At 41.0% G+C, this 17,676-nt stretch carries 12 protein-coding genes; 2 read left to right on the top strand and 10 right to left on the bottom strand.

The genetic code is table 11. From position 1 onward, the window contains the following. The first annotated feature begins 1 nt into the window (after position 1). Both M997_RS00070 and thiH read left to right on the top strand, forming a co-directional pair. Positions 2–769, top strand: coding sequence for a thiazole synthase (locus tag M997_RS00070; RefSeq protein WP_064718087.1), 768 nt, complete (start codon positions 2–4; stop codon positions 767–769). After that, positions 769–1,887, top strand: coding sequence for a 2-iminoacetate synthase ThiH (gene thiH / locus M997_RS00075; RefSeq protein ID WP_064718088.1), 1,119 nt, complete (start codon positions 769–771; stop codon positions 1,885–1,887). Before M997_RS00070 ends, thiH begins: the two co-directional genes overlap by 1 nt. A 699-nt stretch (positions 1,888–2,586) precedes the next feature. On the opposite strand, the gene M997_RS00080 is transcribed toward thiH, so the two are convergent. The 10 genes from M997_RS00080 to secE form a co-directional block, all read right to left on the bottom strand. Continuing rightward, positions 2,587–3,579: an Rpn family recombination-promoting nuclease/putative transposase gene (locus M997_RS00080; RefSeq protein ID WP_064718089.1), complete on the bottom strand. Its 993-nt coding sequence runs from the start codon at positions 3,577–3,579 to the stop codon at positions 2,587–2,589. Between the two features lie 238 nt (positions 3,580–3,817). Beyond that, positions 3,818–5,176 (bottom strand): polysaccharide deacetylase family protein, encoded by a 1,359-nt coding sequence (locus M997_RS00085; RefSeq protein ID WP_109406181.1) that lies wholly within the window; start codon positions 5,174–5,176, stop codon positions 3,818–3,820. Positions 5,177–5,255: 79 nt separating this feature from the next. Beyond that, entirely contained in the window at positions 5,256–9,482 is a 4,227-nt protein-coding gene (rpoC, locus tag M997_RS00090; RefSeq protein ID WP_064718090.1) for a DNA-directed RNA polymerase subunit beta', read from the bottom strand. Positions 9,483–9,604: 122 nt separating this feature from the next. Continuing rightward, positions 9,605–13,633: a DNA-directed RNA polymerase subunit beta gene (gene rpoB / locus M997_RS00095; RefSeq protein ID WP_064718091.1), complete on the bottom strand. Its 4,029-nt coding sequence runs from the start codon at positions 13,631–13,633 to the stop codon at positions 9,605–9,607. 350 nt (positions 13,634–13,983) lie between these two features. Further along, entirely contained in the window at positions 13,984–14,349 is a 366-nt protein-coding gene (gene rplL / locus M997_RS00100; RefSeq protein ID WP_064718092.1) for a 50S ribosomal protein L7/L12, read from the bottom strand. A gap of 63 nt (positions 14,350–14,412) precedes the next feature. Beyond that, positions 14,413–14,910 carry a 50S ribosomal protein L10 gene (rplJ, locus tag M997_RS00105; RefSeq protein WP_064718093.1) on the bottom strand — a complete coding sequence of 166 codons (498 nt, stop codon included), beginning with the start codon at positions 14,908–14,910 and terminating at the stop codon, positions 14,413–14,415. Between the two features lie 326 nt (positions 14,911–15,236). After that, positions 15,237–15,938: a 50S ribosomal protein L1 gene (gene rplA, locus M997_RS00110; protein WP_064718094.1), complete on the bottom strand. Its 702-nt coding sequence runs from the start codon at positions 15,936–15,938 to the stop codon at positions 15,237–15,239. A gap of 4 nt (positions 15,939–15,942) precedes the next feature. Next, complete coding sequence (gene rplK, locus M997_RS00115) at positions 15,943–16,371, bottom strand: 50S ribosomal protein L11 (protein ID WP_064718095.1); 429 nt, start codon at positions 16,369–16,371, stop codon at positions 15,943–15,945. A gap of 147 nt (positions 16,372–16,518) precedes the next feature. After that, a complete protein-coding gene (nusG, locus tag M997_RS00120) occupies positions 16,519–17,064 on the bottom strand; it encodes a transcription termination/antitermination protein NusG (RefSeq protein WP_064718096.1) in 546 nt (181 codons plus the stop codon). A gap of 7 nt (positions 17,065–17,071) precedes the next feature. Further along, positions 17,072–17,449: a preprotein translocase subunit SecE gene (gene secE, locus M997_RS00125; RefSeq protein ID WP_064718097.1), complete on the bottom strand. Its 378-nt coding sequence runs from the start codon at positions 17,447–17,449 to the stop codon at positions 17,072–17,074. Between the last annotated feature and the right edge of the window lie 227 nt (positions 17,450–17,676).

Below are 17,676 nucleotides of genomic sequence, written 5' to 3' on the forward strand. Positions count from 1 at the left end.
TATGTTAAAAATTGCTGATACCACATTCACATCAAGGCTTTTCACCGGTACAGGTAAATTTGCCACACCCACTATAATGACTGAAGCTATCCGCGCTTCAGGCAGTCAGTTAGTGACTATGGCGATGAAACGTGTCGATTTAAAAAATGGAAATGATGATTTAATCGCACCACTCAAATCATTGGGCATAAAATTATTACCTAATACATCGGGTGCAAAAACAGCACAAGAAGCTATTTTTGCCGCTCGGCTAGCTAAAGAAGCTTTTGGTACTCATTGGGTAAAATTAGAAATTCATCCAGATACCAAATATCTACTTCCTGATCCTATCGAAACATTAAAAGCCGCAGAGACCTTAGTAAAAGAAGGTTTTGTAGTATTGCCTTATTGCAGTGCTGATCCTGTTTTATGTCGTCGATTAGAAGAAGCCGGTTGTGCTGCCGTAATGCCATTAGGCTCACCGATAGGTTCAAATCAAGGGCTACAAACTCGCGATTTTCTGCGAATTATCATTGAACAAGCATCTATTCCTGTCGTGGTCGATGCTGGCATTGGCGCACCAAGTCATGCACTTGATGCATTAGAATTAGGTGCTGATGCTGTATTAGTGAATACCGCGATAGCGGTAGCAAAAAATCCGGTACTAATGGCTCAAGCGTTTAAAATGGCGCTTGAGTCCGGAGAACTTGCGAAACAATCTGGTTTAGCCATGTCCACCTCGCAAGCACAGGCCTCGAGCCCATTAACCCAGTATTTAGGGGCTTTCTAATGGAGACTTTTTCTGATTATTGGCAACAGCTCAATTGGGATGACTTAACATTAAAATTAAATAGCAAAACTAACGCTGATGTAGAGGCTGCATTAAGCCGCGATATACTGGTTTTAGATGATTTTATGGCGCTAATATCACCTGCAGCTCGTCATTATCTAGAGCCAATGGCGCAACGTGCTCAGCAACTTACTCGTCAGCGTTTTGGTAACGTTATTGGTTTATATGTTCCACTTTATCTCTCTAATTTATGTGCAAATGACTGTACTTATTGTGGTTTTTCAATGAGTAATGCTATTAAGCGTAAAACGCTCAATGAAAGTGAGATAATTGCCGAGTGCAATAGTATTCGCCAATTAGGTTTTGATAGCCTGCTACTCGTTACTGGTGAACATCAAAGAAAAGTGGGTATGGACTATTTTCGTCAATATATCCCTCTAATTCGCCGCCACTTCAGCTCATTAATGATGGAAGTACAACCCCTAGCAACTGATGAATATGCTGAACTAAAAACCTTAGGTATTGATGGTGTGATGGTTTATCAAGAAACATATCACGAACCTACTTATCAGCTGCATCATCTGAAAGGGAAAAAACAAGACTTTCATTGGCGATTACAAACACCAGATAGGTTAGGACAAGCAGGTATTGATAAAATCGGCTTAGGGGCACTGATTGGGCTTTCAGGACAATGGCGCACTGATTGTTATATGGTCGCAGAACATTTGCTATTTTTACAAAAACGTTACTGGAAAAGCCGCTATTCTATCTCTTTTCCTCGTTTACGTCCTTGTGCTGGTGGTCTTAGTCCCGCATCCGTGATGAGCGAAGCAGAACTAGTGCAACTGATCTGTGCATTTCGTATTTTAGCGCCTGATGTGGAACTTTCGCTTTCTACCCGTGAATCGCCTTATTTTCGCGATAATACTGTTCCTTTGGCGATCAATAACATTAGCGCAGGTTCAAAAACTCAACCCGGCGGCTATTCTGATAGCCATGAAGAACTAGAACAGTTTTCTCCAAATGATAATCGCCATGTTAATGATGTTATTGATGCACTAAAATCCCGAGGGTTACAACCAGTATGGAAAGATTGGGATAATTACTTGGGGCGTTAATTAAAATTTAAATAATATAAAATCGCAATTATTTTATAATAAATAATAATTGCGATTTTATCATATGGTAAATATAAATATTATTCATGCTATTTTAATGAAAAAAATAACTCCATCACTCTGAAATAAAAAATATTTATTATTTCACTTCACTCAAACCCAATAATTAACGAAAGTGATTTAAGCTGTATTTAAACATTTTCATCATTAAATAAGGATGTTTTATGAGTGATAAAAATATACCAAATTACGATTATTCAGATCTTTTAAAAAGAAATAATTGCCCCATATGTACAAAAATGGATTGTCCTTTCTTGACTGAAAGTAAATATGAGAAAGAAATGAGGATTTTATTAGAAATGAATATTCAGTCGTTCTAGGTGATGACGACACTATTATTTAAGAAACTATTAATCCTGATATAAATATTATAAATTCAGGAAGTTTTGATGTTGTTTCAGACTGGCTTTCTTCTCGTCAAAAACACATAAATCATAAAATATGAGTTAGATAAATATGATTATCAAATTGCATTTGACTATCGAGATGAATGGTAATTAATCACTCGATTATAAAATATGAATACTCCTCTTAAATTATAGAAAGGAGTATTCTATTTATAATAAACGTGTAGAGAGAAAAAATAAAAAGTTATTCTAATATATTATTAGCATTTTATTAATTAATAATAGTTATTGATTATGCTACAGCTAATAATTTAAGTTCTTGTATACTTAAACCAGACATTCTTTCGATAAATGGAAGATCAAAGTTCTCTTTTAATAATTTTAATGCCAGCTCTAATTGCGCTAATTTCTTTCCAATTTCAATCCCTTCTGTTTTTCCTAATTCAATCCCTTCTGTTTTTCCTAATTCAATCCCTTCTGTTTTACCTATTTCGAATCCCTCATCTATACCTAATTTAAATCCTTTATTCTCTAATCGCCATGCTATATTCATAATTACCTCTCTGTGGTTACCTATTTGTTCAGCTATCTTATTTATAATAAATTCAAAGTCTGATGCATCCATGATTGAGAATAAGTATTGTATAACAGCAACAGTATCTTCATCCCTGCAGTTTTTCTGATTTATTGCTTTTGATAGAAGCATCGCAACCTTATTAAGATCACTACAACTATTAACATGTTTCATAGCAATTTCCATTACGGCCGCTTTCTTGTGTGTCAATAAAATACTATCATCAATTGAGGTCAAATCAATTAAAGAGAAATCATTAAAATAAAGTTTGTTAGCAAGTGAGGAAAGAGGTAAACATTCCATCCAATTAACAGGAAAAGGATAAGGTTTTTTCTTTCCATGGTAAAACAAGATTGGAACGACGAGAGGCAAAGATTTATAACCTTGTTGTAAATGCTGATTCATTGTGCAAAATGCGTAATGCATCATACGCCAAGCTATCATTTTATCCGGTCTAGATTGATGCTCTATCAGTAAATATATTGGAACATCACCCTCTTTTGTTTTCACCAAATACAAAATATCAGACATTCGAGAACGTAATTTGATATCAATAAAAGAAGAATTCTGTAATTGCAAAGTTGAAAAATCACAATAACTTTTTAACTCTTCAGACAAATGGATAAAGAAAAAATCTTTGGCATTACTGACATTCATCATAAAACGTTTAAATGCAGAATCATGAGAAGATATTGATATAGGCTTATTCATAGCAAGCTCCATGGCGAATTTGGACTGCTAGCTTACAGAAAAAAATGTATTTCCCTTAATGAAAAGTCATCATAATTATCTGAAATATATAAGTTAATTACAAATTTTAAATAAATTCGTAAGAAAAAAACCCAAATAACCCCGATATTTATCAAGGTTATTTATTAAGTCTTATTCAGTATCAGCCTATTGTTTAATAAACCAGATAAAGCGTACTTTATATAAACTCTATCACTGATTATTTATCTACTACGATATGTTTATTAATCACTTCATATTCATCATTACCAACCATTCGGGCAAATTTTGCTACCGAATCGGTACTTAATGCATATAAACGTTTTAATGCATAAGGATTATCACCTAAACGCACTTTTCCTTGTTGTGTTGTCACCGCCATCGACATACCCGCCGCTTTTGAAGCATCGATAGCTTGTTGATTATATCCACCAAAAGGATAAGCAAAAGCATATTGATGAGGGTTAAGCAAACGTAATACTCGCTGTGAGCGTTGTAAATCAAGCACGATAGAATGATATTGACGATTAAAAATTATCGGTCTTTTTTGTTTATCTAGTCGATGTAAAAAATGGGAGTGTGATTGAATATCAAAAACATCACGGCTTATTTTTAGCTCTTGCCAGCTCATAAATTGTAATGTGTCTGGTGCCCATTTTTGCGTTTTTGATTTTACTCTTGATGAAATAACAAATAGCGTCGCTCGCTGATCATTTTGTTTTAAAATCGGATAAGCATAGCGATAAACTGATTGCAGCCCATCATCAAATGTCACCGCCACCGCACGCCCCGGTAAATTTACATCTTTATTTAAATATCCTGCAACTTGATGAAGGGAAAGCGTTTCATAGCCCCCCTCTTTTAAATAATTCATTTGTTCTGTAAATGCAGTCAATGATGTGGTTGTTGAAGTATGACAAAAATTACGGTTTTCTGTTGTCTTTAAAATATGATGGTAAGTCAGTACAGGTATGCCTAAATCAGGTTTCACATCATAAGCCGAGATATAACCAAGGCGATCTCCCAAAGAAATAACAAACCAAGATAATTGACTACCATCTTGAGCGTTTTTAGTTATGCGAGATAAAACAGGGTAACGTAAGTTTGATAATAATGTCGCGATAGGTGCGCTAGCTTTATCGTCTTCTCGATAGACTGGCGTCTTTTTCGTTGTAATGAGATATTCGTAGATTGGGTAATCTAATTGGTTAGCATCACTAGGTAGAAAATGTGTTTTCTTATCAGGTTGAATACGTGCGACATCTTCAAAATAACCATCTTCAAGATAGCCGCTTTCAAGATAACCATGAGCATTACCAAACTGTAATTTATGGTAATCCCCAGCAGATTCAGAAATATAAAAACTTTGATTAGGATAAAGTTCTGCAACCGCACGAAGTTTGTCACCAACAAAAGCATAAAGCGTTTTTTGCTGACGAAGTTGCATTAGCGTTGTGGGTGGTGTTGCTAAATCCCATTGAGCTTCTGTTGGGATCCCTCTTTCGGAGGTATTTGCCCATACAGTACCGGTAAAAACAAAAAATAAAATAATCAATTGATTAGTAATTACTTTTACCATTTTTTTGCCTACTTATGTAGAACAGAAACAAAAAATGCCCTCACAATGGAGGGCATTTCAATCTAATATAAATCAGATTTTATTCTTTGAAGCCACCGAAACCAGCATTCAGTAATTCTGCTAAGTTAGCAGATGCTTCATCAGCGCTGACTGTTGTTTCAGTTTCATCAGTTGGTAACTGCTGATGACGACGTTTGATACGATCCTGATGGTAAGCAAAACCAGTACCTGCTGGGATTAAGCGACCAACAATTACGTTCTCTTTTAAGCCACGTAATTCGTCACGTTTACCTGCTACCGCTGCTTCTGTCAGAACGCGCGTTGTTTCTTGGAACGATGCTGCTGAGATAAAGGATTCAGTTGCCAGTGATGCTTTAGTGATACCTAATAGGTCACGAGCATAAGTCGCTGGTACTTTTCCATCATCTTCAAGAACACGGTTCGATACTTTAACGCGAGCGTATTCAACTTGTTCACCTTCGAGGAATTCAGAACTTCCTGCATTCTCGATAGTGACTTTACGTAGCATCTGACGAACGATAACTTCGATGTGTTTATCGTTAATCTTAACGCCTTGTAAGCGGTAAACTTCCTGTACTTCGTTAGTGATATAGCGAGTTACCGCATGAACACCACGTAAGCGCAGGATGTCGTGTGGTGATTCTGGACCATCGGAGATTACATCACCGCGTTCCACAACCTCACCCTCAAATACGTTAAGCTGACGCCATTTAGGGATCATCTCTTCGTATGCATCGCTACCATCTAATGGAGAAATAACCAGACGGCGTTTGCCTTTCGTCTCTTTACCGAACGATACAATACCGCTGATTTCAGCAAGAATTGCAGGCTCTTTAGGACGACGAGCTTCAAACAGGTCAGCAACGCGTGGCAGACCACCGGTAATATCTTTAGTACCGCCAGATTCTTGTGGAATACGCGCTAAAGTATCACCTGCGTTGATTGCAATACCATCGTCTAATTGAACGATAGCTTTACCTGGCAGGAAGTATTGAGCTGGCATATCAGTATTCGGGATTAATACATCTTTACCTTGTGCATCAGTGATGCGCAATGCTGGACGTAAATCTTTACCGCTACCTGTACGCTCTGCTGAATCCAGAACAACCAGTGAAGAAAGACCCGTTAATTCATCAGTCTGACGAATGATGGTTTGACCATCAACCATGTCAGCAAAACGAATGATACCAGAGACTTCACTCACAACTGGCATTGTATGCGGATCCCAGTTTGCAACTGTTTCACCACCGTTAACCGCTTCACCATCACCTTTAGACAGCTGAGCACCGTAAGGTACTTTATAGCTCTCTTTCGTACGACCGAATTCATCAATAAGACGTAATTCAGTGTTACGAGAAGTGATAACTAATTTACCTGCTGTATTAGCGATAAATTTAGCGTTAAACAGTTTCAAAGTACCCTTGTTACGTACTTGAATGCTTGATTCTGCCGCCGCACGAGAAGCCGCACCACCGATGTGGAATGTACGCATTGTTAACTGTGTACCCGGCTCACCGATTGACTGAGCCGCAATAACACCGATAGCTTCACCTTTGTTGATGATATGACCACGAGCAAGGTCACGACCATAACAGTTAGCACACACACCAAAGTCTGTGTTACAGGTTACAACTGAACGAACTTTAACGCTGTCAACTGAGTTTTCTTCTAACAGGTCACACAGTTTTTCGTTAAGCAGTGTGTTACGTGGAACAAGGATATCAGCAGTACCTGGTTTCAGAATATCTTCTGCAGCCACACGGCCTAATACACGTTCACGCAGTGGTTCTTTAACATCACCACCTTCAATGACCGGAGTCATCATGACACCTTCGGTAGTACCACAGTCACTTTCTGTTACGACTAAGTCTTGTGCAACGTCAACTAAACGACGAGTCAAGTAACCGGAGTTTGCTGTTTTCAGTGCGGTATCCGCCAAACCTTTACGAGCACCGTGAGTGGAGATGAAGTACTGGAGTACGTTCAGACCTTCACGGAAGTTCGCTGTGATTGGGGTTTCGATGATTGAACCATCTGGTTTAGCCATCAGACCACGCATACCTGCTAACTGACGGATCTGTGCAGCAGAACCACGAGCACCGGAGTCAGCCATCATAAAGATGCTGTTAAACGATACTTGTTGTTCTTCAACGCCATCACGGTTAATTACAGTTTCTGTAGACAGGTTTTCCATCATCGCTTTCGCTACGCGCTCATTCGCCGCAGCCCAAATATCGATGACTTTGTTATAACGTTCACCCGCTGTTACCAGACCGGATTGGAACTGTTCCTGAATTTCTGCAACTTCCGCTTCTGCTTCTGCAATGATCTCTGCTTTTTTCGCAGGGATTACCATGTCATCGATACCTACAGAAGCACCTGAACGTGCAGCGTAAGCAAAACCGGTGTACATGATTTGGTCAGCAAAAATAACCGTTGGCTTCAAGCCCATTACGCGATAACAGGTATTAAGCATTTTAGAAATGGCTTTTTTACCTAATGGTTGGTTAACCAACTCATAAGGTAGACCTTTAGGTACGATCATCCACAAAATAGCACGACCAACTGTCGTGTCTCTTAAGCTAGTATTTGTAGTGACGTTACCTTCGCCATCTCTGATCTCTTCAGTAATACGTACTTTTACGCGAGCATGTAGTGAAGCTAAGCCACCGCGATAAACGCGTTCTGCTTCTTTTGGCCCACTGAGCACCATGCCTTCACCTTTGGCATTAATGCAGTCACGCGTCATGTAGTACAGACCTAATACAACGTCCTGTGAAGGAACGATGATTGGGTCACCACTTGCTGGAGACAGGATATTGTTTGTTGACATCATTAGCGCACGTGCTTCTAACTGTGCTTCTAATGTCAGTGGTACGTGAACCGCCATTTGGTCACCATCGAAGTCGGCATTATATGCCGCACAAACGAGTGGGTGTAACTGAATAGCTTTACCTTCGATAAGGATAGGTTCAAATGCCTGAATACCTAAACGGTGAAGTGTTGGTGCACGGTTTAGCATAACTGGGTGTTCACGGATAACTTCATCTAAGATATCCCAAACAACCGCTTCTTCACGCTCAACCATTTTTTTAGCGGCTTTAATCGTTGTCGCTAAACCACGGGTTTCCAGTTTTCCGTAAATAAATGGTTTGAATAACTCAAGAGCCATTTTCTTCGGTAGACCACACTGATGCAGACGCAGGTATGGACCAACGGTGATTACAGAACGACCAGAATAGTCAACACGTTTACCTAACAGGTTTTGACGGAAACGACCTTGTTTACCTTTGATCATATCAGCCAAAGATTTCAGAGGACGTTTGTTAGAACCTGTAATTGCACGACCACGACGACCGTTATCTAATAACGCATCCACAGACTCTTGCAACATACGTTTTTCGTTACGTACGATAATGTCTGGCGCTGCTAAATCAAGCAGGCGTTTTAAACGGTTGTTACGGTTGATCACGCGACGATATAAATCGTTCAGGTCAGATGTCGCAAAACGACCACCATCAAGTGGAACCAGTGGACGTAAGTCTGGTGGTAACACTGGCAGTACAGTTAAGATCATCCACTCAGGTTTATTGCCTGATTGCATGAATGCTTCAAGTAACTTGATACGTTTGGTCAGTTTTTTACGTTTTGTTTCAGAGTTAGTCTCATTTAACTCTTCACGCAGCGTTTCGCACTCTTGTTCCAGATCCATGCTCTGTAACAAGTTCTGAACAGCTTCTGCACCCATTTTCGCATCAAATTCGTCACCGAATTCTTCTAATGCGTCGAGGTATTGCTCTTCTGTTAAGATTTGGCCACGTTCAAGGCTGGTCATACCGCCTTCAACAACAACGTAAGATTCAAAATACAGCACACGCTCAATATCGCGTAGTGGCATATCCAGCAGCAGACCGATACGGGACGGCAGTGATTTTAAGAACCAGATGTGCGCTACAGGAGAAGCTAATTCGATGTGACCCATACGTTCACGACGAACTTTAGTTTGTGTAACTTCAACGCCACACTTCTCACAAATAACACCACGGTGTTTTAAACGTTTGTATTTACCACACAAACATTCGTAATCTTTTACTGGTCCGAAAATACGGGCACAGAAAAGACCGTCACGTTCTGGTTTGAACGTACGGTAGTTAATTGTTTCTGGCTTTTTCACTTCACCGAATGACCATGAACGAATCATGTCCGGTGATGCCAGAGCAATTTTGATCGCATCAAACTCTTCGGTCTTGGTTTGCGCTTTCAGAAACTTTAATAAGTCTTTCACGAAATGGCTCCTGTCGGAGTTAGACCTGCCAGGCAAATGACCCCTGTCATTCACCCCTTTAATCCAGTGTAGTCACTGTTTAGCAGACTGCCATTTCTGACAGTCTGCCTTTATGGAATCCGTTATTCGTCTTCCAATTCGATGTTGATACCCAGTGAGCGGATCTCTTTCAACAATACGTTGAACGATTCTGGCATACCTGGTTCCATCTGATGGTTACCATCAACGATGTTTTTATACATTTTGGTACGACCGTTAACGTCATCTGACTTAACAGTAAGCATTTCTTGAAGAGTATAAGCTGCACCATATGCTTCCAGTGCCCACACTTCCATCTCCCCGAAACGCTGTCCACCAAACTGAGCTTTACCACCAAGAGGTTGTTGAGTAACCAGACTGTACGAACCTGTAGAACGGGCGTGCATCTTGTCATCAACTAAGTGGTTCAGTTTCAGCATGTACATGTAACCAACAGTTACTGGACGCTCAAATTGTTCACCAGTACGACCATCGAATAGTGTAATCTGACCTGAGGTTGGAAGATCTGCTAATTTAAGCATCTCTTTAATTTCCATCTCTTCAGCACCATCAAACACTGGTGTTGCGGTTGGCATACCTTTTTTCAGGTTTTCAGCCAGACGTAACACTTCTTCATCACTGAAAGTATCTAAGTCAACTTTCTGACGAGGTGCCATACCCAGATCATAAGCTTTCTGGATAAACTCACGTAACTTAGCCACTTCCTGTTGCTGTTTCAGCATCGCGTTGATTTTATCACCGATACCTTTTGCAGCCATACCCAAGTGGGTTTCTAGGATCTGACCAATGTTCATACGTGATGGTACGCCCAGTGGGTTCAGTACGAGGTCAACAGGATTACCGTTTTCATCGTATGGCATGTCTTCAATTGGGTTAATCTTAGAGATAACACCCTTGTTACCATGACGACCCGCCATCTTATCACCCGGTTGGATCTGACGTTTAACAGCCAGATAAACCTTAACGATCTTCAGCACGCCAGGTGCTAAGTCATCACCTTGAGTGATTTTACGACGTTTAGCTTCCAGTTTCTTCGCAAACTCAGCCTTCAGTTCATCATACTGTTCAGCTAATTGTTCTAACTGGTTTTGCTTCTCTTCATCAGCAATACCCAGTTCTAACCAACGTTCACGAGGTAATTTGTCTAATTTCTCAGCTTCAATACCGCCAGCAATCAGAACACCACGGATACGAGCGAAAAGACCTGCTTCAAAGATACGCAGTTCTTCAGTTAAGTCTTTCTTAACTTCACGTAACTGTGATTCTTCAATTTCTAATGCACGTTTATCTTTTTCTACGCCATCACGAGTAAATACTTGTACATCGATAACTGTACCAGATACACCGTTAGGAACGCGTAAAGAAGAGTCTTTAACATCAGACGCTTTTTCACCAAAAATTGCGCGCAGCAGTTTCTCTTCTGGAGTCAGTTGAGTCTCACCTTTAGGTGTTACTTTACCAACCAGAATGTCTCCGCCTTTCACTTCAGCACCGATATAAACGATACCTGATTCATCCAGTTTAGATAATGCAGCTTCACCCACATTAGGGATGTCCGCAGTAATCTCTTCAGGCCCTAATTTGGTGTCACGAGACACACAAGCAAGTTCTTGAATATGGATAGTTGTGAAACGGTCTTCTTGAACAACACGCTCAGATACGAGGATGGAGTCCTCATAGTTATAACCATTCCACGGCATGAATGCCACGCGCATGTTTTGACCTAATGCTAATTCACCGAGGTCTGTTGAAGGACCATCAGCTAGCACATCACCGCGTTCAACAGGTTCGCCTAAAGAAACACAAGGTGTTTGGTTAATACATGTGTTCTGGTTAGAACGGGTGTATTTAGTCAAGCTATAGATGTCAATGCCCGCTTCGCCAGCATAAGTCTCTTCTTCGTTAACTTTAATAACGATACGAGAAGCATCAACGTATTGAACAGTACCACCACGTTTTGCAACAGCAGTAACACCTGAGTCAACCGCTACAGCACGCTCCATACCTGTACCTACCAGTGGTTTATCACCACGAAGTGTAGGAACAGCCTGACGTTGCATGTTCGCACCCATCAATGCACGGTTGGCGTCATCGTGTTCAAGGAATGGGATCAGTGATGCACCGACAGAAACAACCTGTTGAGTTGAAACGTCCATGTACTGAACTTGATCACGACTAAATAAGCTTGACTCGCCTCTATGACGGCAAGTCACTAACTCTTCTACAAAGTGGTTATCATCGTCTAATACGGAGTTAGCCTGAGCAATGATGAAGTTACCTTCTTCAATTGCTGACAGATAGTGAATTTCATCTGTTACAGCGTTGTTTTCTACAACACGGTAAGGCGTTTCAAGGAATCCGTACTCATTGGTCTGTGCATAAACAGATAATGAGTTAATAAGACCGATGTTTGGACCTTCAGGCGTTTCGATAGGACACACACGACCATAGTGCGTTGGGTGTACGTCTCGAACTTCAAAGCCTGCACGTTCACGGGTCAAACCACCTGGGCCTAATGCAGAAATACGACGTTTGTGCGTAATTTCTGATAGCGGGTTATTCTGATCCATAAACTGTGATAACTGACTTGAGCCAAAGAATTCTTTGACAGCAGCAGAAATCGGTTTGGCGTTGATCATATCTTGTGGCATCAGTGCATCAAGATCGCCTAAAGATAGACGCTCTTTAACTGCACGTTCAACACGCACCAGACCAACACGGAATTGGTTTTCAGCCATTTCACCGACAGAACGGATACGACGGTTACCTAAGTGGTCGATATCATCCACTTCGCCTTTACCATTACGGATATCAATCAGTTTTTTCATCACTTCAATGATATCTTCTTGGCTCAGGATACCTGACCCTTCAATTTCTTGACGGTTTAAAGAACGGTTGAACTTCATACGACCAACAGCAGAAAGATCATAACGATCTTCAGAGAAGAATAAATTCTCAAATAAGTTTTCTGCAGCTTCGCGTGTAGGTGGTTCACCAGGACGCATCATGCGATAAATTTCAACTAATGCGCTTAAGCGATCATTGGTAGGATCGACACGAACAGTTTCTGAAATATAAGCACCATGATCTAAGTCATTGGTAAACAGAGTTTCTATCGTCTTATGACCGGCTTGACTTAAGCGAGCTAACACATCTAAAGAGATTTCCATGTTAGCAGCACAAATCAGTTCGCCTGTCGCTTCATCAATATAGTCACGAGCAACCACTTTACCTGCAATATATTCAACAGGTACTTCAATGCGATTAACTTCTTCTTTCTCTAATTGACGGATATGACGAGCAGTAATACGACGGCCTTTTTCGACATAGACTTTGCCGTTTGCTTCGATATCAAATGAAGCAGTTTCACCACGCAGACGTTCAGGCACTAACGTCATCATCAGTTTGTTGTTGCTGATTTCAAACGTTGTTTTTTCGAAGAACAGATTCAGAATATCTTCGGTGCTGTAGTTCATCGCGCGTAAAATGATAGTCGCTGGTAATTTACGGCGACGGTCAATACGGACAAAAAGGTTATCTTTAGGGTCGAATTCAAAGTCTAACCAAGAGCCACGATAAGGGATAATACGTGCGTTATACAGTACCTTACCTGAAGAGTGTGTTTTACCTTTGTCACTATCAAAGAACACACCAGGGCTACGGTGTAACTGGGAAACGATAACACGCTCAGTACCATTGATGACAAAAGTACCGTTATCAGTCATTAATGGGATTTCACCCATATAGACTTCTTGTTCTTTAATGTCTTTAACGGTGCCTTCTGGCGCTTCACGTTCATAAATGACCAGACGCAGTTTTACACGCAATGGTGCAGAATAAGTTACACCGCGGATCTGACATTCTTTAACATCAAAAACAGGCTCGCCAAGGCGGTAACTGACATATTGTAGTTCAGCATTACCACTGTAGCTTTGAATTGGAAATACGGAACGGAAAGCTGCTTCCAGACCATTTTGTCCATCAGGATCTTGCTCGATAAACTTCTGGAACGAGTCAAGTTGGATAGAAAGGAGATAGGGAATGTCCAGAACTTGTGGACGTTTACCAAAATCCTTACGAATACGTTTTTTCTCGGTATAGGAGTAAACCATAGGGTTCCTCAGCTCGCTGAAAAGTGACCCACTTTGCCGGCACTTAGTTATTAAGGACGACACGACATTCTGCTAACACTATTTTTTGTAGGTAGGAAAATTAACATTTTCCATAATACTTATTGCTATTACTCTTAAACCATTTCATTGCATTGTATGACTACCGAGCTTTTGGAAAAACGTGGATCGTAGTCGTAATGCAGTATATTAAGTCGTCAATAGCAAAAAATATTTAGGTAAAGAGGAAGCCAAAAAGTGTGAAAAAGCTACTCTTACCTTACAGCGCAAAAAGGCTGGTGACCAAATAATCACCAGCCATCAGCCGTTAGGCTGCACTCTGGGAAGTTAAATTATTTAACTTCAACCTCAGCGCCTGCTTCTTCCAGAGCTTTCTTCAGAGTTTCAGCGTCGTCTTTGCTGATGCCTTCTTTCAGTGCTGCTGGTGCAGATTCTACTAAGTCTTTAGCTTCTTTCAGGCCAAGACCGGTAGCGCCACGTACTGCTTTGATTACTGCTACTTTGTTACCGCCGATAGCTTTCAGGATAACGTCAAATTCAGTTTTCTCTTCAGCAGCTTCTGCTGGACCCGCAGCAACAGCAACAGCTGCAGCAGCAGATACACCGAATTTTTCTTCCATCATAGAGATCAGTTCAACAACGTCCATTACAGACATTTCAGCAACTGCGTTTAAGATATCGTCTTTAGAAATAGACATAACAAGTGTTCCTAAAATTCAGAAAAAGTTTATACGTAAATAAAGCAACGAAGAAATTGGCTATTAAGCAGCTTCTTTCTGATCGCGTAGAGCAGCCAGAGTGCGAACCAATTTGCCGGCAGCGGCTTCTTTCATGGTTGCCATCAGGCGTGCGATTGCTTCATCGTAAGTTGGGAGTGTAGCCAGACGATCAATGTTCGAACCTGGGATAAACTCACCTTCAAAGGCAGCTGCTTTAATCTCGAATGCTGGGTTCGCTTTAGCGAAATCTTTGAACAGACGAGCTGCAGCGCCCGGATGTTCGAAAGAGAAAGCAATCAAGGTTGGACCAACAAATACGTCTTTCAGTACATCGTAAGAAGTACCTTCAACAGCACGACGCAGCAGTGTGTTACGTACTACACGTACAGTAACACCAGCATCACGACATGCTTTACGCAGTTCGGTCATTTTTGCTACAGTTACGCCGCGAGAATCCGCAACAACTGCAGAAAGCGCACCTTTGGCAACTTCGCTGACTTCAGCAACAATCGCTTGTTTGTCTTGAAGATTTAGTGCCATTAGCTTCTTGCTCCTGGATTAACCGAGTAAAACTCGGACTCACATCACTTATTACCACAATGGAAATAAGCGCTAAAACACGGTGAGCAGAATCCAGAATATAAAATTCTTTTTGGCTCTCTCACCGTCTACGCAGGAAAATTAAGTAATTACTTACACCTGCGGTCTTGGACGGGGTCTGGATAGGCCAGACTCCAACCGAAATTTGGAAATTTAGTTATGTTCACTTAAATAAAAAATGTAACATAGCTAAACTCAAGGCGTCAAATTCTATACAAATTTGACGCCAAGGTAAAGTCTTTTATGACTTAAAGTCTAATCGAAGATTAAACTGTTGCGTTCAGACCAGCTTGATCAATAGCAACACCTGCACCCATAGTGGTAGACAGGCTTACTTTCTTGATATAAACGCCTTTCGCTGCTGATGGTTTTGCTTTTTTCAGAGCAATCAACAGTGATTCTAAGTTTTCTTTCAACTGAGTTTCGTTGAAATCAACTTTACCGATAGTGGTATGGATAATACCATTTTTGTCGTTACGGTAACGAACCTGACCTGCTTTAGCATTTTTAACTGCTTCAGCAACGTTAGGAGTTACAGTACCCACTTTCGGGTTTGGCATTAAGCCACGTGGTCCTAAGATTTGACCTAATTGACCTACAACGCGCATTGCATCTGGAGATGCGATAACAACGTCAAAGTCCATTTCGCCAGCTTTAACTTTAGCAGCTAAGTCATCCATACCCACTAATTCTGCACCAGCTTCTTTCGCAGCTTCAGCATTTGCACCTTGTGCGAATACAGCAACGCGAACTGAACGGCCAGTACCGTGTGGCAGAACAGTAGCACCACGAACGTTTTGGTCTGATTTACGAGCATCGATGCCGAGGTTAACAGCAACATCAACACTTTCAACAAATTTAGCAGTAGCCAGTTCTTTCAGTAATGCTATCGCTTCAGCGATGTCATACTGTTTAGTTACTTCTACTTTCTCACGGATGTTGCGCATACGCTTGGTTAGTTTAGCCATCAGATTAATCCTCCACTACCAGGCCCATGGAACGAGCAGTACCTTCAATTGAACGCATCATAGCTTCAACATCAGCACCAGTCAGGTCCGCAGCTTTAGTTTCCGCGATTTCACGAACTTGAGCAGTAGTAATTTTACCTACTTTCTCTTTGTTCGGTTTACCAGAACCTGATTTCAGGCCCGCAGCTTTTTTCAGCAGTACTGCTGCTGGAGGCGTTTTGGTAATGAAAGTAAAAGAACGGTCTGCGTAAACAGTAATAACAACAGGGATTGGTAAACCTTTTTCAACGCTTTCAGTTTTAGCATTGAACGCTTTACAGAATTCCATGATGTTAACACCTTGTTGACCCAGAGCTGGACCAACTGGTGGACTTGGATTAGCCATACCTGCTGAAACTTGCAGCTTGATATAGGCTTGGACTTTCTTAGCCATTAATTAATTCCTCAATTTGGGTATATCGCCCGGCTAGGGCTCCCCGATTTTACTTTGTCTCGCGCAATTGCAAGACAACTCAAAACGAAAGGTGGAAAATTGTAGTTAACTTTTCCACCTTTTGCAAGAAAAGCGATGTAAAAAGGTTTAGCCTTTTTCTACCTGACCAAAGTCTAGTTCAACTGGGGTCGCACGACCGAAGATAGAAACAGAAACTTTTAAGCGGCTTTTCTCGTAATCCACTTCTTCTACAACACCATTAAAGTCAGCGAATGGACCATCGCTAACACGAACCATTTCACCTGGCTCAAACAGTGTTTTAGGACGAGGTTTATCACCAACTTGTTGTAAGCGATTCATTATCGCATCAACTTCTTTGTCGCTAATTGGTGCTGGGCGGTCTGATGTTCCGCCGATAAAACCCATCACACGTGGTACGTTACGTACTAAATGCCAAGTCGCATCATTCATGACCATTTGGACAAGTACATAACCTGGGAAAAATTTACGCTCACTTTTACGACGTTGTCCACTACGGATCTCAACAACTTCTTCTGTTGGAACCATAACTTCGCCGAATGAGTCTTCCATTTCGTTTAACTTGATATGTTCACGTAAAGACTGTGCAACACGGCCTTCAAAGCCAGAAAATGCCTGAATGACATACCAGCGTTTTTTTGGAGAATCAGTCATGGACACCTCACAGGCCAGTAATAAATGAAACTAAACGAACCAGAATGCCATCCAGTCCCCAAAGAACTAATGACACAATAGCCGTCACCGCAGCAACAATTAATGTTGTTTGCAATGTTTCTTGACGCGTTGGCCATACTACCTTACGCATTTCAATACGAGCTTCGCGTGCAAAAGCTAATGTTGCCTTGCCTTGTGTTGTCCACAATGCGATCCCGCCTGCTGCTACGAACAAAGCAACTACAGCCAAAGCTCGTAAAGCAAGGTTAAATTCACGATAAAGATAGTTGCCACCCACAGCTACTGCCAATAGTAAAACGGCAACGATCCATTTGGTAATATCACCACCGCGTTTGCTATCTTGAGCTCCGCTATTCGCACTCATAAATTAACCTGTCACTATGATGTAAATAAATAGCCAGCTTGCCTCGCAAGAGCAAAACAAATCAGACTAACCATAAAATCAGCTATGATTGCATCTGACACAGCGTCATATTATCTATGACATTCGTATCTGCAAGATACTGGACTCGATTTGTTGTATCAGAGCCTATCTCACCAATAATTTCGTTAAAACTAGTGATGAGATAGGTTCTTTTTCAAACAACGCAT

This window comes from Proteus hauseri ATCC 700826 (genome assembly GCF_001654965.1).
In the GTDB taxonomy this organism is placed as follows: domain Bacteria; phylum Pseudomonadota; class Gammaproteobacteria; order Enterobacterales; family Enterobacteriaceae; genus Proteus; species Proteus hauseri.

What these genes read in the sequence shown, in the direction of transcription:
- rplJ (WP_064718093.1), bottom strand. Translation starts at nt 14,910, where the DNA reads ATGGCACTAAATCTTCAAGACAAACAAGCGATTGTTGCTGAAGTCAGC.
- rplL (WP_064718092.1), bottom strand. Translation starts at nt 14,349, where the DNA reads ATGTCTATTTCTAAAGACGATATCTTAAACGCAGTTGCTGAAATGTCT.
- M997_RS00085 (WP_109406181.1), bottom strand. Translation starts at nt 5,176, where the DNA reads ATGGTAAAAGTAATTACTAATCAATTGATTATTTTATTTTTTGTTTTT.
- rplA (WP_064718094.1), bottom strand. Translation starts at nt 15,938, where the DNA reads ATGGCTAAACTAACCAAGCGTATGCGCAACATCCGTGAGAAAGTAGAA.
- rpoB (WP_064718091.1), bottom strand. Translation starts at nt 13,633, where the DNA reads ATGGTTTACTCCTATACCGAGAAAAAACGTATTCGTAAGGATTTTGGT.
- secE (WP_064718097.1), bottom strand. Translation starts at nt 17,449, where the DNA reads ATGAGTGCGAATAGCGGAGCTCAAGATAGCAAACGCGGTGGTGATATT.
- nusG (WP_064718096.1), bottom strand. Translation starts at nt 17,064, where the DNA reads ATGACTGATTCTCCAAAAAAACGCTGGTATGTCATTCAGGCATTTTCT.
- M997_RS00070 (WP_064718087.1), top strand. Translation starts at nt 2, where the DNA reads ATGTTAAAAATTGCTGATACCACATTCACATCAAGGCTTTTCACCGGT.
- M997_RS00080 (WP_064718089.1), bottom strand. Translation starts at nt 3,579, where the DNA reads ATGAATAAGCCTATATCAATATCTTCTCATGATTCTGCATTTAAACGT.
- thiH (WP_064718088.1), top strand. Translation starts at nt 769, where the DNA reads ATGGAGACTTTTTCTGATTATTGGCAACAGCTCAATTGGGATGACTTA.
- rplK (WP_064718095.1), bottom strand. Translation starts at nt 16,371, where the DNA reads ATGGCTAAGAAAGTCCAAGCCTATATCAAGCTGCAAGTTTCAGCAGGT.